Raw genomic sequence first — 23930 nt, forward strand, 5'->3', positions numbered from 1 at the left:
AATGACACTAGGATGTAAACTTATTGGTCATCCCCTTTTTTTTTACCGGTTATCTGAATAAATTACTTTAAATTTACAAAGAAAGACTTTGCTTTAATAAAAAATACTTGAATTCATCAAAATTCTTTACGAAAACGTTTGCATAAATAAATGACCCATGCTATGATTTATGAAAAGGTTTTCATAAAATATATGGAAGAATGGGGCATGGTGTCACTGATGTTATCTGTTGCTGATTGCCCTGTTCTTTCTAAAAAAGGTGGTAGAAGGATGAAAAAAGTTTTGTTTGCTATGGCAACGACGGTTTTTGTTCTGGTGACAGCTTCATGTAGTCTTCTTAATACTTCAGATGAATTGGTTGAAGGTTCAAGAACTGCAAGCGGTGTCCAGAAAGGTGTTCTTCTGGCTGGTGTTCATCACTATGACACTGACGGAAATACTCTTTTTGGAGACGGTGGCTGTATGCTTCAGACTGTGAAGCATAAAAAGAACTCTGACGGCAGTATTGATTATGGTACTATAGAAAAAGTCGGAAAATATATTTACTGGTATGGTGAGTACCGTTATTCAAGCGGTAATGCCCGCGGTGTATCATGCTACCGTTCTACGGATATGGTTAACTGGGAGTGGAGATGTAATATTCTTCCAGAAAGCTCTTCTCCTGAACTTTGGACAGACGGATACTTCCTTGAACGTCCGAAGGTTATTTATAACGAAAAAACAGGAAAGTATGTTCTCTGGGCTCACCGTGATGGTACAGGCTGGAACTATGGATATGCTTCGATTATCGTAGCAGAAGGAGATTATCCGGATCAGGAATTTACTTATGTAAAGACATTCCGTCCTTTTGATGATCCTGCTCTTGATATTCATGATTCAGGATATACAAGTGATTATTCTAATGACGACCTTCCTTACGGTTATATGAGCCGTGACTGTACGCTTTTTGTTGATGATGACGGTACAGCATATTTTGCATCATCTTCTTCAGAAAATAGTGCAATTAATATTTACCGCCTTACAGATGATTATCTTGATGTTGATACTACATGGCTTGCTCAGGATGCCCTTAAACGTAATCAGAAAGAAGCTCCTTGTATCATTAAGAGAAATGATGTTTATTACTGTGTAACTTCTGATACAGACGGTTGGAACGTAACACCTTCAAGATGGTTCTATTCTTATCATATTGGTGGCCCATGGTATTACGGCGGAGTTTTCTCTGATAATGATGATGGTGGAAATAACTCTTCTAACGATCGTCACTCTGACCGCTCACAGCCTGCTTATATCTTTAAGCTTACGGCAACAGATGGTTCTGGTACTAATTCCTGGCTGTATCTTGGTGACCGCTGGGGTCCTGCTTTCGGTAAGTCATCAACTTATGATAACGAACAGGTTCTTATGAAGGTTGAATTTGATGATTCTTCTTCTACGCCAAAATGTAATGCTTTCTTCAGTGAAGCTTTGTGTCCTGATGTAGAGAAGGGAGAAATTAATTATCCTCAGTATTATTACATCAGGAACGCAAACAGTCAGTATATGACAAACCTTGAATATTGTTATCAGGGAACAAATGCCAGCTGGACGGGAACTGCTCCAAGTGGAGATTCAACATCAACTCTTCGTCGTGATCAGTATCTGTATCAGTATCGTCTTGTTCCTACAAATTACGGCTATCAGCTTATTAACCGCTATTCCGGTCTTGCAATTACTGCCAACGGAACGGAAGCTAACGGTACCTGTTCAATGCAGAGCCGTGATGCAGATGATGAAAAGCAGAGTTTCGTATTGGAAAAATACTCTGATGGTGTTTACAAGATAAAGAATTATGCAACACAGCAGTATGTTTCAACCTGGCTTAAAACTACAAAGGTTGAATCTACTCAGCTGAACGGTTCAAATATTCTCTGGATGTCAAGCTATGGTTACTATCCGGGATGGGAACAATATGAAACAACTTATCGTAATAATTATTCTAATACTGCTATTCGTCAGCGCTGGCAGCTTATACCTGTTAATACAGATGATGATGAATGGGATTTCTAAAATAAGGGAGAGTGAATAAAGATGAAAAAGTTAATAAAAAATCTTGTTAAAGCACTTTCCGTTAGTGCTATTGCCTGTGTTGCAATGACTGGATGTCAGGATAAAATAGACGGTGTTACTCCTTCAGACTGGAGTGAAGGTGTTATGGCAACTTCAGCCTGGGTTATGGCTGGTACTGGTTCTACAATCAGTACATCATCAGATGTGCTGCATCTTGCATACAGTGAAGACGGACTTTCATGGACTCTTCTTACCAGCAGTGCATATACATCAGGAATAGGTTCTACACATATTCGTGATCCGTATATTTTCAGAATGAATGACGGAACTTTTGTTCTTCTTGCAGCTGATTTTACAAGTGACGGTATGTTCTATGATCCGGGTGCAGGAGAAGACTGGAGTTACGGAAATAATCCTTCAAAAAGAATCATTGTTGCATTCAGTGATGATCTTGTAACCTGGAATTATGAACATACACTTACTCTTACAGATTCAACTGGTAAGTATGGTGTCCGCTATCCTAGGGCTATGTATAATAAGTTTGACCGCTGTTATGACATTTACTTTACATGGGATAACGGAGATGGTGTTCAGGGTATCTATTATGTTCAGACAGAGGATTTCCTTACACTTAAATATGATGATGTTCACACAGTTTTCTCTTCGGATCATAGTGTAGGTCAGGCAACTGTAGTAAAGGGAAGCTCAAACTACTATCTTATGTGCCGTGATACCCGTGATTCTGACGATGATGTTCTTGAAACAAAGCTTGGCGGAGACATTCAGTGTGCAAAGCTTAAGACCTGGGGTGACGGAACATTCTCGATTATGGGTGATGCAGATGCAGCCATCGGTAACAAAAAATCTAATTATTATGTAAACCGCGGTTCTGATCAGAATAATGTTCTCTGGCAGAGTGAGCCTTGTGTTTATCAGCTTGCAAGCGGAAAATGGATCATGCTGGTTAATTATGTAAGTAGTGCTGGCGCTGACGGACAGTATGCTGCTTATGAAACTGAGAATATTGATGATCCTACAAGCTGGACAGACTGTACTTCCAGTGTAACAAAGTTTTCCAGCGGCCGTATAGTTGGAACTTCTGTAACTCGTATTACTGCTGCAGAACTTGATGTTTTGAAAGCTGCATTCTAAGGAGAAAATGATGAAATTAAAGAAAATAGCTACTTTTTTGATTGCGACATGTACACTCCTTATGAGTGTTGCAGCAGAAGAAAAATCAGTAACTAATGGTGTTGCATGGACAGATGCCAATGGTAATGTAATTCAGGCACATGATACTGTTGTAAAATATGGCAGTAAGTATTACTGGTACGGACTGGATTACAGTCAGGAAGCTGCTGTTGGTGACGGTACAGGTTTTATGGCTGTTAAGTGTTATGAGAGTGAAGATCTTGTAAACTGGACCTGGAAAAGCGATGTACTTACAAAACAGACAGATGACCGTTTCTATGGAATGGGAAATGTTTTCTTTCCACAGGTTGTTTATAACAAGTCAACAAAAATGTTTGTTATGTGGATGGGAACATCAAATGGACCTCTTGTTGCTGTAAGTGATAAGCCTTATGGTAATTTCCATATTCATGATACTTATGTAACTACAAGTTCCGGTTCAATCATAAACTCTGTTTTTGTAGATGATGACGGCGCTGCATATCTTTCAGCTTATGTTTGGGAAGATCTTGCTGTAGATGCACCTAAACTTTATGTATACCGCCTTACTGATGATTATCTTGAAATCCGTAAAGAATGGAATTCCTGGGGTGACATTTATTCAATCAGCTTTGACAATCGTGCAATAGGACGCTCAAAGATTATTAAACATAAGGGTGTTTATTACCTTATCTTTGCAGATTATGGAAGTCTTATTTCAGTTGCTTCTAAGTTGGAGTATACAGGCTTAACCTGGTATGATTTTGTCGGCGGTTCGTACACATATCAGGGTGTAAAATGGGCTTATGCAAACAGCCTTTATGATGAATGGTCAGGTGTTAATTCATTCGAAAATACCTCTACAAGTTATGAATTCAGTACTTTGATTGCCGTTCAGGGTGAAGAAGGTACAAGTTATATTGCTTCTTTCAACGGATGGAATTCATCTGATATGAGCAATAGCACTTATACCTGGCAGCCGCTTCAGTGGGATGATTCTAAGTTCTCTAACATGGATGTTCCATATATCGGCGATTATTCATCAATTGTAATTGATGCTAAAAAAGGCACTGTAAAGGGTAACTAAGGAGGCGTAAAATGAAAAAGTATTCTATTATAAAAGCTTTTACTGCATCTTTAGCTGCTGCTGCATTATTTTGTGTAACTGCATGTAATAATGATGCAACTGAATTTGTTCCAACGGTGGCTAAGGGGCTTGAGATTTCTTCTATAAACCTTTCTGCTTCTTCTGTAGTACTTTCTGGAACAAGCGGTATTACTACAAAAGATTTGTCTGCAGATATTTATCCAAGTTATGCGACAAATACGACTGTTTACTGGTCTTCCAGTGATGACTCAATTGTAACTGTAAGTTCAGAAACTGGTACTTCGGTTACTCTTACACTTATTGGAAAAGGTACGGCAGTTGTTACAGCCCGCAGTGAAAGTGGTGTTGCAACAGCTTCATGCAAAGTAATTTGTGAACTTGAAACAACAGCTCCGGATACTGTTTCTGCTGTAACTGTAACGGCTAATGCCAATAATGTTTATTTTGAATGGACTGACCCGGTTGATTATGATAGTGATCTTGATCATATTCGTATTGAATCAAATAGCGGTGAATATACAGAAGTTGCTGCTGGTCTTGAATATGGTTGGGTTAAGGGACTTAGTTCCGGTACAGAATATAATTTTACATTGACTGCAATTGATCTTAATGGTAATGCTTCTGTCGGCTATCAGATTTCTGCCACTACAGAGACTGTAGCAGAGGAATTTACAGCTGAATCGGTAACAAATCCGACTGTATCTAAACTGGCTGAATCAATTACAGTTACCTGGGCTGCAGATTCTGTGCTTGAAGGTTCTGAAGAATGGAATCATATGGATCTTATTATTGGTGAAGAGGTTGTAAAACAGCTTTTCTATACTTCTGATGAGATTTCATATACATTTGAGGGTTTAACCGCAGGTGATGAATATGTAGTAACAGCTAAAGTTTATAATGACGATTTTGATTGTCTTACCTGGACAGATACTGTAACAACAGATAATTATGTTGCAACTATTGTTTGTGATGATTCAGTAAGTGCAGATTTCTCTGGTTATCTTCCAGTTAAACTTTCTGATATTTCTGATGAAATTACATATTCTAAAGTTCAGTTTGTATTAGATGATGTTGATGAAACTGCGGGAACTGCTACGACAAAAGTATGGACAGGTCTTACAGTTTTCCAGGAATATTCAGTATATGCTAAGTTCCTTGATGCTTCTGACAATGTAATAGGTGTGTCTAATACACTTGTTATGGAGCCATTGCTTAGACTTGTGCATTTGATCAATGGTGGAAATAAATACCTTCAGGTAAAAGATGGAAATGTAGTAGCATTCTGGGCTACAGACACTTCTAATACTTATACATGGGCTTTAATGCCTTCACTTGCAAATTCTGACAATGAAGATCAATTCTCTCTCATGAGCGTAAGTGGTGATGCATGGCTTGTTATAGATGCAACAACAGATTATTCTAATACAACAGCTCCTTCTGGTGGATGGACTGATGGTGCAAATGATACTTATGTAATGATTCTTGCAGATAAACCAACGACTGAGGATGGTAAAAAATTGGCAAGCTTTACAAAAACTACTGCTGCAAGTGGTGATGATAATTATTTCTCTGCAACGTTAGTTTATAGTTCTTCAAGAACACTTCGTGATTATTGGAATATTTCTCAGTGCGCTAGCGCACAGACAGGAAGTAATGCGATTTATTCTTCATATAAGTTTATTGATGTTGAATAATTAATAGGTATAAGAGAAAGCTGGTATCATTAATTTGATGCCAGCTTTTTTTTGTTTTAAATACTTTTATACGCGGATAATTAGATATCACATTTTCGATTTAAATATTTCTTTTTTAGTTTGGTATTTAAAAATTTTAAGATATGATTTTTTTTTCACTGCTAGAATTATTTAGTATTAGTTGGTTCAGTAATTAATTTAATAAAGGGGGAATTAATTATGAAAAAGGTTATACTGTTGTTTTTTACAGCAGCATCTCTGTTGTTTTCAGGATGTAATGATTTAAGTGAGGATTCTTCATCGGCATCTCTTACTCTTGATAAAGAGAGTATTACAATTTCTAATGCTTTGGGTGGTGCAACTTCTGCTACTGTTACTGCTACTCTTACTGGTTCATCTTCTTCGCTTGAATGGTTTTCGGCTGATAAGTCGATTGTAACAGTTACCGGTTCTGGTAATTTTGCTGTTATTTTATGTCAGGGAAAAGCCGGAACAGCTAATGTAGGTGTTCGTACTGCTGATAATTCGCTGGAGGCTGTTTGTTCTGTTTCTGTTTCTTTGTCTTCTGCTCCAGCTTCCTGTGTAACAGATCTTGCACTTACAGAAGATTCAGAAACCGCAAGTGGATTTACTCTTACATGGACGGATCCTGTAAGGGCAAGTGCAGTTGTAATTGATGTATTTGAATCTGAGGAAGATAGAACTGCAGGAATTGCTCTTGCAGAAGCATCAAGTACAGCAGAACCCGATCTATATAAAAGCTATACAGTAGATTTGAATCTTGCTTCATATGTAATATCTGACTTGATTACCAATTCAACTGGTAAAGAGTATTATGTTGCTGTTTATGGTTATCTAAATGGAAAACGGTCTTTATCTGCAATGACTGTAGATGTTCAGCTTAAACCTGATACTAATGCACCTGCAGATATTACAAATGTTGAATCTTCTGTAACAGAGCACAGTATTGAATTAACATGGACGGAACCTTCTGATGATGATTATGCAGGAGTTGTTGTAACACTTGTATCTCCTGTAAAAGATTTTGCAGGAAATGCTATTGCTTCTTCAGAACTTACTAAGACAATTGGTGCAGGTACGACAAAGGCTGCTTTCTCTAACCTCGCAGCTAATACTGAACATGAGTTTACATTCTACACTTATGATAGCAATGGAAATAAACAGGGAGATGCAAATAATGAATCTGCCGGTTCAACAAAGACTGTAAAAACTGAAGAAGATACAACAGCTCCGGCTGTAGTGACTAACGTTTCTGCTGGATTTACTGTAAATGGTAATGTTAGCGTAACATGGACAGATCCAAGTGATCGCGATTTTAAGGAAATAATTGTTACTGCTGCATGTTCTACAGACGGATATAATGCACCTGCTTCTCAGACGATTGCTTCTGGAGTAAACAATGCAATCTTCTCTTGTGATACAGATGCTGAATATACATTTACAGTTACAGCTTATGACTATGATGGAAATGCAAGTGCCGGAATAACTGCTGATGCCGTAAAACCAGTGCCAGAATTGACATCTGTTACAGCAGCTTCTTATGGTTCTGGTCTTTTTGCAGAGTGGAAAGAAGCTGATATTGCAGATTCTTCTGTGTACTCATATACATATCAGTTCCTTTGTTATACAGATGAAGATTGTACAAATCTTGCCGCTACAATTGATGTACCAACAGGTAATTCAAAATGGGTTCTTGGTTATGGTCTTGATTTTGAAACGACTTATTATTTCGTGCTTCAGACTTATGTTTATGAAACAGAGAATTTATCAAATAATGCAGGTTACAAGAGTTCTGTAGTATGCACTGCTACAATGCCAGAAAAGGTTGTTGCTACAACAATAAAAAATTCTAAAACAAGTGCTTATATTGTTCCAAATACATCAGGTACTGTTTACTGCGTAAGTTCTAGTGCTGCAAATGCTAGTTATTCTGCAGCATGGATTGTTCGTCCGGCTCTTGATTTTACAAGCACTTACACGTATACAGGTGGTAACGATTCTACTACAGGAACAGTATCTACATTCAGCCTTGAAGCAACGGATGCAGATGGAAATCCAACGGGAAAATTCCTTTATGTTACAAATTTGAGTACTTCTAATACAAGTACCACAGATGGTACACCAGTATTGCTTGAACAGGGTAATATAGATGATGTAACACATGCGTCCTTCTTCCAGGCTTTTGCTTCTTATGCATCTACCGGCTATAAGTCTATAAGGTCTACTTATGACGACGGTGGATTCATGCTTGGTAATGATTCTGCCGGTAATGTCCTTAAATACCGCTACAGCTTGAATGTTGCCGGTGTAAACAACTGGCACTGGTATATGGATATATCTGAAGAGTAAATAATTATTTACAAGGGGCTGTCTAAAAAGTATGAGTCATTGCCGTGCTCGACACGGAAAAGTATGAGTCATTGCCGTGTTCGACAGCCTGTCATTGCCGCACTTGATGCGGCAATCTCTTGTTTTGTAATTAAATAGATTTTCGGGTCGGGCCCGAAAATGACATTTTAAGTATGAGTCATTGCCGTGCTCGACAGCCTGTCATTGCCGCACTTGATGCGGCAATCTCATGCAGGGGAATTTTCGGGTCGAACCCGAAAATGACACTTTTTGAACTTATTGGACATCCCCTGCTGGCTTAATTCAGTTAAAATTTCCTTAAAAAAAAATTTGCGCTATATGAAATTTGGTGTTAGTATTTATGAAAAGGTTTTCATAAATACGGAGGAAATTTTATGCGTAAGCTATTAATAACGCTCGCAACTGTCGTATCATTAGTTTTTACAGGTTGTAATGACATTGATGAGGAAAATGCGTCAGCTTCTTTGTTGTTGGATAGGGAAGCTGTCGTCATGACAAATGCTCTTGGCGGATACACAACGGCAAAAGTTAATGCAAGTTATACAGGTCCAGCTTCTGACCTGGAATGGTTTTCTGCAAATAAGTCTATAGTTACCGTTTCTTCTGAAAACGGAACGTCAGCTGTGATTCTCTGTCAGGGAAAAGAAGGTTCAGCAAATATCGGCGTACGTACTTCAGACGGCTCTCTTGAAGCAGTGTGTACGGTAAGCGTATCTCTGTCAGCAGCACCGGCAACAGGTGTTTCAGATCTGCAACTTGTAGAAGATTCAGAGACGGAAAGAGGATTTACTCTTAAATGGACGGATCCGACCAGAGCCAATGGTGTAGTAATTGACGTTTATAAATCGGAGGAAGACAGGACAGCCGGCCTTGCAAAAATTGCTGCCAGGGAAGTTCCGGAAGTATATTCAACATATACGGTAGAGTTTGGAAAGGAAGAACATACTGTTACTGACCTTTTAACGGATCAGGTCGGAAAGAATTATTATGTTGCAGTCTGCGGATATCTTAATAACTATCGTTCGCTTACGGCAGAGACAGTAGATGTGCAGCTGAAACCTGATGTGACACCACCTTCAAATGTAACAGGAGTTACTTCAAGTGTAACCGATCATGCAGTTACACTGACATGGACAGATCCTGAAGATGACGATTATTCTTATGTTGATGTTTCAATTAATTCTGATGCAGTTGATTATTCCGGCACGGTTATTGATTCATCTGAAATTACAAAGAAGATAAACAAGGCACTGCAGACTGTTACCTTTGATAATCTTAAGGCAGATCAGGAATATACGTTTACATTCAAAACTGCAGACGTTAACGGAAATCAGCAGGACGAAGGTATTTCTGAATCTGTTTCTACTGCGGCAGATACAACGGCACCGGCAGCTGTGTCTGGGGCTGCTGCAAATGCAGGACGTAGAGCAGTTAGTCTTACATGGACTGATCCTGATACCGTAGATTTAAAAGAACTTCATGTTTATATGGATGATTCTGAGAATTATACAGTTGTTGCAAAGAGTGCTGAAAGTAATCGTTCAAACGTACTTCAGGTGTCGGATCTTGAAGAGTTGACTTCATATAGCTTTGTAATAAAAGCTTGTGACTATAATGGTAATGAAAGCTCAGCTGCGACAGTTTCTGCGACAACTGCAAACCCTGTAGCAACAAATGTAAAGGCTGTTTGTTCAGATATAAATTTTGCAGATGCTTCTCTGACTGCAACAGTATCATGGACAGTTCCATCTGCTGTTGAGTATTCAAATGGTGAACTCGTTACGTATAATTATCGTGTAAATGTTACTTCAGGTGGAACTGATGTAACAGAAGTGACAACGGCGGCTGGTGCTAAAAGTGTGGAGATTAGCGGTCTTACATATGGTGATGATTATATCTTTAAGGTTACTACAATTCCTTCTGATGAAGGAGAATTTACAGGAACAGATTCTTCTGTAGAAAAAACACTTATAGGAATGATTGCTGTTAAAAATAACTGGGGCGGTCGTGTACTGGTTCCATTTAAAACATCTGCAAAGAGTTATGTTAACTGTGTAATCGTTCAGGATGATTCAAGTAAGACTTATAATCCTTCTGTAATGACGTATCCTTATTGGATTGTAAGGGCTCCGTTAAACGGTACATCTGGTTATTTCAGTCTTGAAGCAGCAACTGCTGATGGTGAGGCTAGTGGTATTTATCTTTACTTTAGCGCAACAACGCCTTCTGGTTCAACAAATTATGATGTTGATGGAACAGGCTGGGGTAGTGGTTCATCCCCGCATTGTTTCTATGGAGATGTAGGTCAGATTGGTACTGATATTGCTAAGGCATGCTTTAAGTTTGATGAAGAGACAAATATAGGTGCCGCTCTTGATGGTTGTTCAGCATGGATGGCAGTAAAGACTGCAGACGGAAAGTATTTCTGGTCTGGTAACTCTAATCCGGGACTTATGAATTCTATAGATAAAACAAAGGGTGACTACAGCTGGTGTTATAAAGTTATAACTGAATGATGTAGTTTTATTTCACGGTATATTGATTTTATGTAAAGGGGATGTCCAATAAGTATGAGTCATTGCCGTGCTCGACACGGAAAAGTATGAGTCATTGCCACACTCGCCACCCTGTCATTGCCGCACTTGATGCGGCAATCTCATGCAGGGGGATTTTCGGGTTGAGCCCGAAAATGACACTTTTTGAACTTATTGGACAGCCCCTTTTTTGTATGATGTTAAATTCTAAAGGGTGTGAGATATATGACAGACTTCGTCTTCTGGAAGACCTGAAATTTGAGCAGCCTGTTTTATGGTTAAGGAAAGTTTTAGAGCATTTTCAGCTGCTTCAACAGCTTTCTGACGGGCACCTTCAGTCCTGCCAGCTTCCCTTCCTTCGGCAAGTCCCTGAGCTCTGCCAGCTTCACGGGCATATTCCTTTTCTTCTTCAACTATGTCCATAAAATACATGTATTCATCCTCCATCCCGGGTCTGGATTTTGCACGGAGGGTGTTTTCCTCAAGAAGTTTTGAGAAAGAAGAAGTTGCTTTGGATTCATAAATAAAACGCAGTACGTCCCTTAGTTCTTCGTCCTGAACCCTACTCCATGCACTTGAATTATAAAATACGGCATGGCTTTTGTCATCATAAATCAGGGCGTCTGTTTCTGTAAAACGGTTCTTCTTCGTGTATACGGGCAGTCCCATTCCAAAAGGATCATCTTCACAGATGAAGACGATGTAGGTTTCCTTAAGGTTCCTGAATTTAGTGCGGCGCCTTACGGTTGCAACGTCACAGGCTCCCTGATAGTAGCGGGCCCTCAGCAGCAGGTCATCATAGTTGCCGGTCTGGATTTCTATGTCAAAGATTCTGTCTGAATCCTTAACGTAGACATCCAGCCTGATTCCCCTGGATTCGTAATAGTTTTCGATGGTCTTTTCTGATTCAATGTACTCAATTTTTTCGACTTTAATTTTAAGAAGAATCTCAAGCATCTTTCTACAGATTTCTTCGTTTTTCATAACCTTGCAGAAGATAAAGTTGTCCTTAAAGGTCAGGTCCTTCCACGGTCTGGTGAATTGTCCGTTCATGATTTTTACAGCTCCTTTTTTTAATTTGGTTTACATATATATATTTTCACTGAATTTTCAAAATCACCACAAATAAGATGGGAATCTCTAAAAATTGCAATTTTTAGAGATAACTCTGAAAGAGCGATGTTTTAAGTCGTGACATTACAACGACTTAAAACTCGTCGGCATTTTCTAGAAATACACGTTAGTGGATTTCTAGAGATGCCCAGATTTTTTTTTATTAATTGTGTAGTTTTTTTCAAATCGGGGAAAATATATATATAACGGTATTTCAAATTTTTGTTTGAAGCTGATTTTAAAATTAATAAAATAGGGAGGTTTTTATTGAAAGAAGAATGGCTTAATTTGTCTGGTATTGAATGGATGCTTTACAGGATTTTAATGGTACCTGATGATATTAGAATGTTGCCGGAAGTTAGATGTGATAAACTAAAGATATGGAAAAAAGGTTGTTGATGTTTGCTTAATAACGGCAGAATCCGTTTCGGTGAATAATTGACAGAAAATTTACTTAAAATAGTGCAAGAAAGATTGAATGTTCAAAAAAATACTATAAAAAGCCATGTTTTTTATAAGAAAACGTTTGCATAAATAAAAATTCAATGCTATGATTTATGAAAAGGTTTTCATAACACAATGGATAAAAAGTTTCAAAAAAAGGAGAAACGTATTATGTCAATAACAAAAAAAAGTATTGCACTTGCATGTTCAGCTTTTTTAGCACTTTCTGCAGCTGTAGCTCAGGAAGCAGAAGAGAGTGTGACTACTACTGCTGTAAGCCGGCCGGCTGCCAGAAAATCTTCAGCAATGGAGATTAAGGGTGACGGTGAAGTTGCTCTGCATGGAACTGATTACGACGGCTTTAAGAGTCTCTGGGTAGATTTCCACGGTGAAGATTGGGCAAAAGTAAAATGGAGCTCAAGTAATATTAAAATCCTTAAGGTAGATCAGAAAGGCCGCCTTTTCCCGCGTGCATTGGGTAAGGTTACTGTTACTGCTACAACAAAAGACGGCAGAAGCACAAGCCGTGAAATTGAAGTTACAAAGTATGGTCCTGCACCAACTAGCGCAGGTCTTGATCTTGAACTTGGTCTTTCAGGTGAAGCTGGTGTAACTTTTGGTACAGACCTTGATTCTGGAAAAAGTGGTTTCTCAAGCTATCAGGATATAGACCTTAAGCTTAAGGTTCTTAATGTTGGAGAAATCTGGAGTGAAAACACAGACGGACTTCCTATCTGGGGAGAAATCCGTGTTGTTCTTGATGGAGATCCAGTTCGTTATATGGTTGACAGCTCAAGCGGAACAGATCTTTATACAAACGATGGAAGCTATTCTATCGAAGTAGACCGTGCAGCAATTCATTTTGGACCTGGATATATCACTCTCTGGGATAGAAATGAATCAAGCCTTGGTTATGTAAACTATACAACCGGATCTGATGTAGCTTACTCATTTATGGGTGCTGATACTGACCGTCGTTATGGACAGATGGTTAAAAAGCCGCTTCAGTCTTATTTAAGTTCTTTTGATGAAGATGATACTGTATACGGACTTTCTGCCGGATATGAAATGGATGGAATCTTCAGTCTTGGTGGTGATATTGCAAGTACATTGAAATGGACTGGCGGTAATTCTGATCCAACAACTGATACTGCAGAACAGGATGCTACAGACTGGCTTTATAAAGTTTACGGACATTTACTTGTTGTTCCTGGTCTTGATGTTCAGCTTGGCTATTCAAATGGTGTTCTTGGTGAAGACAGTGTAAAACAGACTGATATGCGTTTCGGTGCTCAGGTTGATTATCAGTGGGATTTCTACGATATCTATTACCTTAAGCCGTCATTCGGTGTAACTATGGTTCAGCAGGAAAACCGCGGTGATGCATATCCTCTTATTTCCGGCGGTATCTTACTTGGATGGGAAGATAAACAGTCTGCATTTGACTACTGGAGCACAAAATATGATGAAGATGATCACGGTGCTTATCCTGGACTTGCATTCAACTTCCAGTATGCAGATGCAAATATTGCTGCAAAGAGTGTATATCTGAACGAAACAATTTCAGATCTTGATCACGATGTTCTTATCCTTCACGGATCATTCAATACAGGTGACGGTCTTCTTGTAGACAATCTTCAGGCTGTAGGTGCTGTAGATGTTATTGATGCAACAAATGACCGCACTCTTATTGGTGCAACAATCGGTGCTAAATACTGGACACCTGTTGCAGGAAAATTCAGTGTTGAACCACGCGTTCTCCTTACACGTTTCTACGATACAGAAGATGATGCAAATGACTACATGTTTGCAAAAGCATGTCTTTGCCTTAACTACGGTCGTGCACACCTTGAACTTAACTGGGAATCTAACGATCTTATCCACGGATTCCTTAACAGCTCTTCAAATGAAGTTGGTTACAAAGGAAAGTTCGAAGTTACAGCAAAAGTTGCATGGTAATAAGCCATCTGCATTATACGTTTGTTTAATATAGAATTGGCTGGATGAAAAAATCCAGTCAGTCCTGGCTGCTGTGGAGAGTGTTTTTCTGTGGCAGTTTATTCCTGGAGTAAAACGATGAAATTACATATAACAAAGATGTTGCCAGCGTTATTGCTTCCGTTTGCTTTTTTTATGTCTTCATGTTCTGAGAGTACTAATAAAGCTGCTCAGAACGGTTACGTAGAAGTTACCATAAAGCGTACCAGCAGTGGAAATTCAGATGGATATCAGACTTACAGGTTTGATGTTCCCGCAAACGGTTTTAATAAAATATATGCTGCTAAATGTACTGCTGATGATAATGCTAATGTTGATCAGTATATCATCCGTGGTTTAAGTGCAGAAACTTATCCTTTTGAAACTATTGACATTCATTTTACCCCTGCAAAAGAGACAGAGGGTGAATCCTATTCTGCAAAGGCAACTGTTCGTCTTGCAGAGTATCATGATGAAGAATTAAGTCAGACAACAGGTTTTTTCTGGACAATTTCTGCAGAAGATCATGGTCTTAGTTCTGATAATTACAGTGTGCCTATGGCTGAAGGCGGAATTCTTACCTTTAATTTTCAGACAAGTGAAGATGATGGTGTTTATGAAGCCGGCTATAACAACAATACATCCAATTATCCGCTGCTTAGCGTAAAGGTTGCAGCACCGGTTACAAAATACTAGGAGGAGGTAGAGATGAAAAAATCAATTTTTGGTGTTGTTTCTGCACTTCTTAGTGTTTATATGCTTACTGCATGTGTAAGCTGTAACGAGGAAGCTGAAACAGCTGTTCCTGCATTTGCAAATCCAATTTACAGTTTAGTTTCCGGCTATGGTTCAACCCGTGTTGGAGAAGCTGATCCTTGGGTTTATAAGCATTCAGACGGTTATTATTACTATACGGCTTCTTACGGAAGTTCTTTTGACAGAATCCAGCTGAAACGTGCAAAGACAATAGATCTTCTTGATTCTGGAGATTCAGCTGAAGTTACAACGATTGTAACTCCAAAATCAGGTAATTTTGCAAAAGTTGCTTCTTATCTTTGGGCTCCGGAGATTCATTATATCGATGGTACCTGGTATCTGTTCTTTACTGGTGTATGTTATGATTCAACAGATGCTGCATATTCTACTTCTGTTTGGGCTGTAAAGAATTACGTTGCTAAGTGTTCTTCTTCTGATCCTATGACTGGAGAATGGACTTTAGCCGGACGTGTTCGTGCAGTTAAGGGAAGTACTTTTGATGCATCTGCTCTTGAAGATTCTTCTGATGTAAATAAGATGGACTTGACTTTATACCGCTATGCAGGTGATACAGCTCAGGCCTGGATTATGAACCTTGATGGTACTCCATTTAAGGTAGGAGATCAGTGGTACTATGCATGGGCAGAATATGTCTATGATGGTGGCTGGGCTGACGAAGGTGAATCAGGTGACGGAATCCTTACATTCGGTGGAAGAGAGCATATTGATGGCGCAGGAACGGGTGCATGGTCTGCAATTCTTATGGGTAAAGTTGTTGATGGCAGTGATTTTACACAGGTTACAGATGTTCGTCCTGTTACAGCTCCTGAATATGCCTGGGAATGGGGTGAAGAAGTTTATGATGAAAACGGTGAGATCAACTCATTTGACATGGCACACAGTGCTCTGGTAAACGTAAATGAAGGTCCTGCAATTCTTCAGCGCAACGGAAAGATTTTCCTTATCTACAGTGCAAGTGCATGTGATGCAAGTTACTGTCTTGGTATGCTTTCAATTGATGCAGACGGAGATTTGCTTGATGCATCAAAATGGACAAAGTCAGAAACTCCTGTATTTACATCATCAGTAGGAAACGGAATTTACGGACCTGGACATTGTTCTTTTACAACCTATAAAGGATATGATGTAATTGTTTACCATGCCCGCACATGGCCTAAATTGTATTCATATTACGGAAGAACAAACAACTTTACTACAGCTTCAGATGGACTTTCGGATCCATACCGCACAGGACGTGCTAAGGTATTCACATGGAACAAAGACGGTTCACCGAACTTTGGGGAGGCTGAGTAATGAAAAGAACATTATTAAAAACAGCTGCTCTTGCATTATCAGCTTCACTGTTTCTGGCTGCCTGTGACGATATGGACGATTATGATGATTTGATTGCTCCAAGTGCAATCAGCAGCGTAAGCGTAAAAAGTCTTGATTCAGGTACTGGTGTTGAATTCGAGTGGACTGATCCTGCAGATTTGGACTTTGATCATATTGAAGTAGAGTATAAGCTTGACGGTGTAACACAGAAAATTGAAGTTCCTGCCGGTAAAGAGTATCTTGAAGTAGAGGATCTTTCTCACGAAATGGGATATCAGTTTACTTTCTACTCTGTAGATAAGAACGGTAACCGACGTGCAAAGAAGGTTGGTGCTTTTTCTACAAAGTATAACGGCGGCTACATGGTAAGCTATTTTAAGTCTAATAATGACGGAAATGCAGCTTATGAAAACCTTTTCCTTGGTTCAAGTACAGACGGACTTAATTATACAGGACTTTTGAATAATACTTATTACTATAAGATAAATTCTTCAGCTGGTTCTGGAAACACTTGTGTTCGCGATCCTTATATGAACCGTCTGCATGATAATGATGAATCAGATAACATAAGCTGGTTTATTGAGCTTGCAACAGACTGGACAAACTATTACGGTACATCGAATGCAGAGTATGGTACTACGAGATTTACTTCATATTGGGATTCTCAGGGATATTCACCAAGCATCTTGGTATCAGTTGTAAAGGTTGATACAGAAAATCAGACTGTTGATTTTTATAAGCCTGTAGATGGTGATTTGTATGGAGTAACGGAAACAGGTTCTCTTTGTAAGAGAATGATTACTATACCTGATGAAGTTATTTCTGCCCGTGTCAGACCAATGCATGCCTGGGCTCCGGAAATCCTTATGGATTATGATGAAGCAACAGGTGCACCAAAGGTTATTGCTACAGTTGACGGTGTTGACTATTACTATGGTGTTATCTGGAGCGGTAACGGAGATGCTGTCATTCAGAATGGTGATGGTTCTTATCAGGAGATTGTAACTTCTAAGGCTGCATATTCTGGAGAAACGACCATTGCTGCAGAAGATTTTGATGCTTCCGGTTATACCGAAGGCTGGATCTGCCGTACGTTCATCAATTATACCAATGATTTCTATAATTATACACGCCCGTATTTCTATTTTGAAAATATTGACGTAGGTGATTTTGACAGCGATGGTGACAGTGAAGAGACTGTATCAGAAATTGATGCTACAATGATAAAGGTCGATAACATGTTCTATATGCCTTACAAGGGAGAGGTAGACGGTGCAAAAGATATTTACTTTGCAAAATCTTATTCACTGGATGCAGATTCTTTTGTAATTATGCATAACGGTCAGTGGGTATCACGTACAACTGATCAGTCAACAAATCGTGGTATTGAAGGCCCTTGGGTAATTCTTGATACTCAGGGAAGATGGTGGCTTATTGGAGACAAGTATAGCCGTGGTGGTCCGCCAACCGGAACAAATAACTTTGTTGCCTGTGTTTCCAGCGATATCACTGCAGCTCCAAGGTACTGGAGTTATCATGATAATGATGATACTTACACAATGCCAACCGGTATCCGCCATGCATTTGCATTCCGTGTAACAGCTGCAGAAATGGCTGCCTTTGAAGCTGTTACTGCCGGAATTACTTACTGATAAGTTAAAATAAAGTATCAGATAACGGGACTGAGAAATATGCCGTATGGTGTGTTTCTCGGTCTTTTTTTTTTTTACATTTTGTTTATTACCAGAAGATCTTCAATTCTTAATATTTTTAAATAATAAGCGTTAATCCTGATAAATTTGCATGATTAATTAATTTTTAAGAAAAATTAAGTTTGCAGAATTAATAAGCCGATGCTACAATTTTATGAAAAGGTTTTCATAAAAAAGGGGTTCTTTAATGAGGAGTTTTATTTTAAAAAAAGCTGCAGCTGTTTTTTCCTGCCTTTCATTTACTGCAGCTTTGTTTTCTTGTAGTTCAGAAGCTGGCACTGGTACTGTAAATCAAAAAAAAGAAATGGTAATTGCTGCTTCTACTTTTATGCTTGAGGGAGGTTCTTCTGCAGATAATGTAAAGCTTCACTGGAATGCTGTTGAAGATGCCGCCGGATATACGTTAACAAGAAGTGATGGTGTTGAACTTATAAGTAAAACCAGAGCTTTAACAAATGTGTTGTTTTATGATGATTATGGTATCGGAGATAACACGTATACTTATACAGTAAAAGCATTCAATTCAAATAAGGTTCAGATTGCCAGTGCAAATGTTACAGCATCAAAGGGAACTGTTACAGATGCAGTTAATACTTTTAATAATTCTCCGACTGTAGAGACAGGCGTTACCGGTCTTATCAGAAAAAGTACGCTTGTTTTTGACGGTGTATATTACAGCTACAGCATAGGTCGTAACGGTGGAGAGAATGTTAATTTTATTGAATATACTTCCGCTGACGGAGAAAATTGGGATGAAGGTCGGGTTGTCGTTACAGGTGATAAAGAAACTTATCCGGATGCGTTTTATGATGAAGATTTAGCAAGTTGCAAACTCGAAAGTACCTGTATAACTTCCCATAATGGCCAGATAGTTATATGGAGTCATTATGAAGAATACGGTTCAACTTATACAAAAGCCTGCGTTTATTGTGCAGCCGGAACACCTGGTGGAGATTTTAAAGGATATGGTGCCTATCAGCCTCAGGGAAATGCAAGCCGCGACCTTACTTTCTTTGAAGATGATGACGGTCGTGGCTATCTTATAAGCGCAACTTTAGGCACGATGTATATGTATCGTTTAAGTTCTGACTGGACGGTGGTTGATGATTCCTTTGAGTGTGTAACTATTCAGGAAAATGAATGGAGAGAAGCACCATGTATGATTCATCATGACGGCTGGTATTATTTATTCAGTTCAAGACAGAACGGATGGCTTCCTACTGCAGGTCAGTATATTTCTTCTAAAACTTTACAGGGGCTTTCCGGTCAGACAGGTCAGGCTATTGGAAGTAAAAATACGTTTGGTTCTCAGTCTGGCGGTGTGGTAAAAATCGGTAATCAGTATGCAATGATGGCAAACAGATGGAGCGGCGGCTGGGAAGTTCCTGATCCTGTACTTAAAGAACTGGGCTTATGGTCTGTACAGCGTATGCTTCCGATAACGCTGAAAGATGGATATGCTTTCTATGATTTTTATTCAACTGTAAAATACGATTGTGAGCAGGGCGTAATGATTCCTGTTCAGCGTGGAAAAATTGTCTCTTATTTAGGAGATACTGGATTGAGTTCAACTGCAGCTTCTGGTTGTGACGGTAAATATGCAGTAGACGGAAACTGGATAGAAGATAAAAAGTTTTACAGAGGCTCTGATTACGATTTTGATTTTGTCGTGAATCTGGGCAGTAAATATAATATTAGTGGTGTAGATATTTCATTTTATACTCTTCAGGGAAGTGAAGCCTATTGTACGTATAACATTTATGGAAAAGAAAATGCATCAGATGCTTCATGGACTTTGATAAAGGACTGTTCGTCTAATGTCATGATGAATTTTAATACCTGGGTTTTTGAACCGACAGAAACGGCATATAAGTATATTAAGATAGATATTTTGGGCGAAAAAAGGGCATGTACTAACGGCAGCAATGCACCTCATTCTACTGTTAACGGTTCGTGGTGTACCGGCCTTTATGAAGTACAGGTTTACGGACAATGAGAAATGACAATAAAGGGGGAATGGATGAAATATAGGAAAAGTGCCTGTTTAGTCGCAGCCTGCGGTATTTTTATGGTTCTGGCTTCATGCAGTGACGGGGGAGGAAGCATTTCTGTCTCTAAACCGGATTTTGTAGTTGCAGCACAGGCTTTTGAACTTGACGGAGAAACAACTGTGGATAATTTTAAGCTGCACTGGAATGATTATGAAGGTGCTTCTTATTACAGGTTGTATCGTTCAACAAGTTCCGGTGGTTCCTGGACAGAAGTAATTGAAAAGTCTACAAGACAGAAGATTCCTGGAACAATGTATGACGTATATGATGCCGGTACGACAACTTATTATTATAAAGTTCAGGCATATTCAAGTAAAAATAAACTGCTGGCAGAAACTTCCCCGGTAAAGTGCGTGCCTTTTACTGACACAACTTCGGGAGATGTTTTTGATAATACAGTTCAGTCACTGGTAAATAAACCTTCGGATGAGATTTTTACCCAGGGAAAATACTGGCGTTATATTTATAATCGTGTAAATAATGCCGTATGGTATGTAGAACAGTGGAGCTTGACAGGATATCCGGATGATTCAGAGTGGACAACAAGTGATAATGGTTATGACGGAATCGTAATTTCCGGCAATCCTGAGCATTTTGAAGACGGTACAGAAAATCCCCGCTATTGTGAATATCTTGCAACTTCCTATAACGACGGAAAGGGCTGTAAACTTGAATCTACCAGTTATCAGGTTCGTCCGGATGGTGTTGTTGTAAACTGGTCTCACTATGAAAACGGGGCAGATTATTCTCTGGGACAGGTACTCTGTATTTACGGAACCCCGGGAAGCGGTATTCTGACAGCAGCAGAAGCACCTTATCATCCTAAATCAAATGAATCCCGTGATCTGGTTTCTTTTGTTGATACAGACGGAAGTGCATACATTATAGGTTCAACAACCAGTGCACAGACTGCCTATAAGCTGGATGAAACATGGACTAAGCTCGATAAAAATACATCTGCGATAACAATCTATAAAGGTTCCAGGGAAGCTCCTTGTTTCCGTGTCGTTGACGGCTGGTATTATCTTTTCAGTTCTGAACAGGCAGGCTGGTATCCGACCCAGGGCGCTTATATGAGTTCAAATAAACTTTCCGGCCTGGCAGAAGATTCCCTTCATTCAATCGGAAACAGAACGACTTTTGGAGCACAGAGCGGGCAGATAGATAAAATCGGCAGCAATTATTATATGCTTGCAAACCGATGGAGCCAGGGATGGCGTTATCATGACCCTGCAATTCCAACAGACAGTTATCTTGGAACAAGCGGCATTGCTTTTGCACAGCGAATGCTTCCTATTCTTTTTAAGGATGGCTATGCTTTTTATGACTATTATCCAGAAATTAAATATGACTACGAACAGGGACTGGTTATTCCGGTTCAGAAAGGCAAGTTACTGTCTATAGGCTGTTCAACTATAAGAAGTACTGAGGCAAATGCAAGTTATCCGGCTTCTAATGCTGTTGACGGAATCAGTTATGCACCTGATGCATCTAAACCGTCATGGGGTGCTTACAACGGTTATGCATTGAGTTCGAATGCTGCATACAGTTTTGTAGTTCAGCTTGATAATCCTGCATACATTAAGGAAGTTGACGTTACTTTCCGTAATTATAACGGTTCGGAAAGTGCAAGCCAGTATACGATTGACGGAAGTATTGGCGGAACTTCGTGGACAACTTTAAAAGACAAAAGCTCTAATTATATCATTGGCTTTAATGAAAATATTATAGATGAAGATGTCGCCGGGGCTGCAAAATATCGTTATATCAGAATAAATGTAACGGCTATAAATGATGTTAATCATAATACCAGCGGTGCCTGGTGGACGGCAGGTATTCATGAAGTATCTGTATACGGTTCGGAAGAATAAAAAGGTTTTCATAAAAAAAAGGAGGAGTTAAAGTTTATGAAAAAAATATTAAGTATGCTTGTTGCTGTAATTGCAGCAGGTATGACGTTTACGGCTTTCAGCTGCAGTGACGATAACAGTTCGTCTGGTGATGCCAAAGCATTTATTGTATGGGAGGCTGTTGATGATGCAGTTTCTTATAATATTGGAATTGTTGGTAATACAAGTAAGATTACGTATAAGAATACCGGTTCAGCAGATAATTATTATGAATGGTCCGGTCTTGAAGACGGAGAAGAATATACTTTCTCAATCTATGCAACTTTAAGTGACGGTACCAACACAAAAACAAATGCAGTTACAAGAACTGTCTGTGCAGAAAAAGGCGGACGCTGCCTTCGCGTAATGGGATATTTCCGTGATTCAGGAAGCACTCTTGAAGAACAGAGCCTTCACCTTGCTGTAACTACTGACGGATTACACTGGCAGTCTCTTAACGGAAATACAGGTGTTTTCCAGCTTTCTACAATCGGCGGTAATCGTGTTCGTGATCCTTATATCGTAAAAAAGCCGGACGGAAAGTATTTAATGATTGCTACCGACTGGACGACTTATCTTTCTCCAAGCTCGCCGGGAAATCACCGTCTTTATGATGGTACTACAAGTGATGTTTCAGACTGGGATTATGTAACCGATAATTACTGGAACGTTAACACAACCTGTCTTATTTTTGCCGATTCAGATGATATGACTGAATGGACAAATGAACGTCAGATTCAGATGGTAAGTGATGAAGAAAAGACTGCATTTAAGGCTGCATACGGCAACTATCAGTTCTGCTGGGCACCTGAAATCATTCACAACAACGGAGAAGTAATTTTTACAGATCCTGAAACTGGAAAAACTTATACTTACGGTGTAATCTGGAGCGGTTCCGGAGAAACAAACGGAACTACAAGTAAGTCTTACAATTCTAAGAAGAATAAATATGAAACAACCAGCGGACGCGGATTTGGTTACAGACGAACTTTTGTAAATTATACCAATGATTTTGAAACCTTTACTGATGCTCAGGTTTATTTTGAACCTACACCAAATAATACGGCAAATTCAAATATTGATGCTTCTGTATGTACTGATGATAAAGGTAAGTTCTATATTTTCTTTAAAGATGAAAAATCCGGATACTACGGAATGGGAGAAAACTATTCAACATCTCTTCTTCCTAATTCCTTCAATACAAACTGTATCTGGGGCCGCGGATGGAACGGAAAGCAGGTTCAGGAAGCTGCAGGCGGAACTTACAACCAGGGTGAAGGAATGTTCTGCTTCAGACCTAATGCAGGTGTAGATAAGTGGTACTGCGTTCTTGATGCTCACGATGCTCATCAGTCAAAGGTGTTTGCAACATTTGAAACTACTGACTTTATGACCTGGAAAGAAAATGATAAGACTTCCTGGCCGACAGGAGATATCAGACATGGAGCCTGTGTAGAAGTTACACTTGATGAAATGCTTAAACTTATCGATTTTTACGGATTTTAAAGTAAAGAAAAATGTCATTTTCGGGCACGACCCGAAAATCCCTATGCAAGAGATTGCCGCATCAAGTGCGGCAATGACAGAGTGTCGAGCACGGCAATGACTCATAATGTCATTTTCGGGCACGACCCGAAAATCCCTATGCAAGAGATTGCCGCATCAAGTGCGGCAATGACAGAGTGTCGAGCACGGCAATGACTCATA

Annotated in this window: 15 protein-coding genes; 14 read left to right on the forward strand and 1 reads right to left on the reverse strand. The window is 39.3% G+C overall.

Going from position 1 to position 23930, the window contains the following annotated elements; genetic code table 11:
• The first annotated feature begins 270 nt into the window (after positions 1 to 270).
• From HNP77_RS07450 to HNP77_RS07475, 6 genes are all read left to right on the forward strand, one after another.
• Complete coding sequence (locus HNP77_RS07450) at positions 271 to 2049, forward strand: RICIN domain-containing protein (protein WP_184652546.1); 1779 nt, start codon at positions 271 to 273, stop codon at positions 2047 to 2049.
• Between the two features lie 21 nt (positions 2050 to 2070).
• Positions 2071 to 3201, forward strand: coding sequence for a glycoside hydrolase family protein (locus HNP77_RS07455; protein ID WP_184652547.1), 1131 nt, complete (start codon positions 2071 to 2073; stop codon positions 3199 to 3201).
• A 10-nt stretch (positions 3202 to 3211) separates the two neighbouring features.
• The gene (locus tag HNP77_RS07460; RefSeq protein ID WP_184652548.1) at positions 3212 to 4306 is read left to right on the forward strand and encodes a family 43 glycosylhydrolase; all 1095 of its coding nucleotides are present in this window, start codon (positions 3212 to 3214) and stop codon (positions 4304 to 4306) included.
• Between the two features lie 11 nt (positions 4307 to 4317).
• A complete protein-coding gene (locus HNP77_RS07465) occupies positions 4318 to 6021 on the forward strand; it encodes an Ig-like domain-containing protein (protein ID WP_184652549.1) in 1704 nt (567 codons plus the stop codon).
• 219 nt (positions 6022 to 6240) lie between these two features.
• Positions 6241 to 8391, forward strand: coding sequence for a phage tail protein (locus tag HNP77_RS07470; protein WP_184652550.1), 2151 nt, complete (start codon positions 6241 to 6243; stop codon positions 8389 to 8391).
• 395 nt (positions 8392 to 8786) lie between these two features.
• Positions 8787 to 10928, forward strand: a complete 2142-nt coding sequence (locus HNP77_RS07475) for a fibronectin type III domain-containing protein (RefSeq protein WP_184652551.1) — start codon at positions 8787 to 8789, stop codon at positions 10926 to 10928.
• Positions 10929 to 11153: 225 nt separating this feature from the next.
• Here HNP77_RS07475 and HNP77_RS07480 read toward each other — a convergent pair whose 3' ends face one another.
• Positions 11154 to 11999, reverse strand: a complete 846-nt coding sequence (locus tag HNP77_RS07480; protein WP_184652552.1) for an Rpn family recombination-promoting nuclease/putative transposase — start codon at positions 11997 to 11999, stop codon at positions 11154 to 11156.
• Positions 12000 to 12326: 327 nt separating this feature from the next.
• On the opposite strand from HNP77_RS07480, the gene HNP77_RS12435 reads away from it, so the two are divergent.
• From HNP77_RS12435 to HNP77_RS07515, 8 genes are all read left to right on the forward strand, one after another.
• The gene (locus HNP77_RS12435) at positions 12327 to 12458 is read left to right on the forward strand and encodes a hypothetical protein (RefSeq protein WP_281393462.1); all 132 of its coding nucleotides are present in this window, start codon (positions 12327 to 12329) and stop codon (positions 12456 to 12458) included.
• Positions 12459 to 12674: 216 nt separating this feature from the next.
• Complete coding sequence (locus HNP77_RS07485; protein WP_184652553.1) at positions 12675 to 14462, forward strand: Ig-like domain-containing protein; 1788 nt, start codon at positions 12675 to 12677, stop codon at positions 14460 to 14462.
• Positions 14463 to 14579: 117 nt separating this feature from the next.
• On the forward strand, positions 14580 to 15176 hold the full coding sequence (locus tag HNP77_RS07490) for a hypothetical protein (RefSeq protein WP_221266547.1): 597 nt from the start codon (positions 14580 to 14582) through the stop codon (positions 15174 to 15176).
• A 12-nt stretch (positions 15177 to 15188) separates the two neighbouring features.
• Entirely contained in the window at positions 15189 to 16550 is a 1362-nt protein-coding gene (locus HNP77_RS12280; protein WP_221266548.1) for a glycoside hydrolase family 43 protein, read from the forward strand.
• Entirely contained in the window at positions 16550 to 18223 is a 1674-nt protein-coding gene (locus HNP77_RS07500) for a fibronectin type III domain-containing protein (RefSeq protein WP_184652555.1), read from the forward strand. The genes HNP77_RS12280 and HNP77_RS07500 overlap by 1 nt, the downstream gene beginning before the upstream one ends.
• A gap of 247 nt (positions 18224 to 18470) precedes the next feature.
• Complete coding sequence (locus tag HNP77_RS07505) at positions 18471 to 20279, forward strand: family 43 glycosylhydrolase (RefSeq protein ID WP_184652556.1); 1809 nt, start codon at positions 18471 to 18473, stop codon at positions 20277 to 20279.
• 24 nt (positions 20280 to 20303) lie between these two features.
• Positions 20304 to 22205, forward strand: coding sequence for a discoidin domain-containing protein (locus HNP77_RS07510; RefSeq protein WP_184652557.1), 1902 nt, complete (start codon positions 20304 to 20306; stop codon positions 22203 to 22205).
• A gap of 36 nt (positions 22206 to 22241) precedes the next feature.
• Entirely contained in the window at positions 22242 to 23729 is a 1488-nt protein-coding gene (locus tag HNP77_RS07515; RefSeq protein ID WP_184652558.1) for a glycoside hydrolase family protein, read from the forward strand.
• The last annotated feature ends 201 nt before the right edge of the window (positions 23730 to 23930 follow it).

This window comes from Treponema rectale, from assembly GCF_014202035.1.
Classification (GTDB): Bacteria; Spirochaetota; Spirochaetia; order Treponematales; family Treponemataceae; genus Treponema_D; species Treponema_D rectale.

What these genes read in the sequence shown, in the direction of transcription:
- HNP77_RS07485 (WP_184652553.1), top strand. Translation starts at nt 12,675, where the DNA reads ATGTCAATAACAAAAAAAAGTATTGCACTTGCATGTTCAGCTTTTTTA.
- HNP77_RS07480 (WP_184652552.1), bottom strand. Translation starts at nt 11,999, where the DNA reads ATGAACGGACAATTCACCAGACCGTGGAAGGACCTGACCTTTAAGGAC.
- HNP77_RS07500 (WP_184652555.1), top strand. Translation starts at nt 16,550, where the DNA reads ATGAAAAGAACATTATTAAAAACAGCTGCTCTTGCATTATCAGCTTCA.
- HNP77_RS07475 (WP_184652551.1), top strand. Translation starts at nt 8,787, where the DNA reads ATGCGTAAGCTATTAATAACGCTCGCAACTGTCGTATCATTAGTTTTT.
- HNP77_RS07505 (WP_184652556.1), top strand. Translation starts at nt 18,471, where the DNA reads ATGAGGAGTTTTATTTTAAAAAAAGCTGCAGCTGTTTTTTCCTGCCTT.
- HNP77_RS07470 (WP_184652550.1), top strand. Translation starts at nt 6,241, where the DNA reads ATGAAAAAGGTTATACTGTTGTTTTTTACAGCAGCATCTCTGTTGTTT.
- HNP77_RS07465 (WP_184652549.1), top strand. Translation starts at nt 4,318, where the DNA reads ATGAAAAAGTATTCTATTATAAAAGCTTTTACTGCATCTTTAGCTGCT.
- HNP77_RS07450 (WP_184652546.1), top strand. Translation starts at nt 271, where the DNA reads ATGAAAAAAGTTTTGTTTGCTATGGCAACGACGGTTTTTGTTCTGGTG.
- HNP77_RS07490 (WP_221266547.1), top strand. Translation starts at nt 14,580, where the DNA reads ATGAAATTACATATAACAAAGATGTTGCCAGCGTTATTGCTTCCGTTT.
- HNP77_RS12280 (WP_221266548.1), top strand. Translation starts at nt 15,189, where the DNA reads ATGAAAAAATCAATTTTTGGTGTTGTTTCTGCACTTCTTAGTGTTTAT.
- HNP77_RS07455 (WP_184652547.1), top strand. Translation starts at nt 2,071, where the DNA reads ATGAAAAAGTTAATAAAAAATCTTGTTAAAGCACTTTCCGTTAGTGCT.
- HNP77_RS07510 (WP_184652557.1), top strand. Translation starts at nt 20,304, where the DNA reads ATGAAATATAGGAAAAGTGCCTGTTTAGTCGCAGCCTGCGGTATTTTT.
- HNP77_RS07515 (WP_184652558.1), top strand. Translation starts at nt 22,242, where the DNA reads ATGAAAAAAATATTAAGTATGCTTGTTGCTGTAATTGCAGCAGGTATG.
- HNP77_RS07460 (WP_184652548.1), top strand. Translation starts at nt 3,212, where the DNA reads ATGAAATTAAAGAAAATAGCTACTTTTTTGATTGCGACATGTACACTC.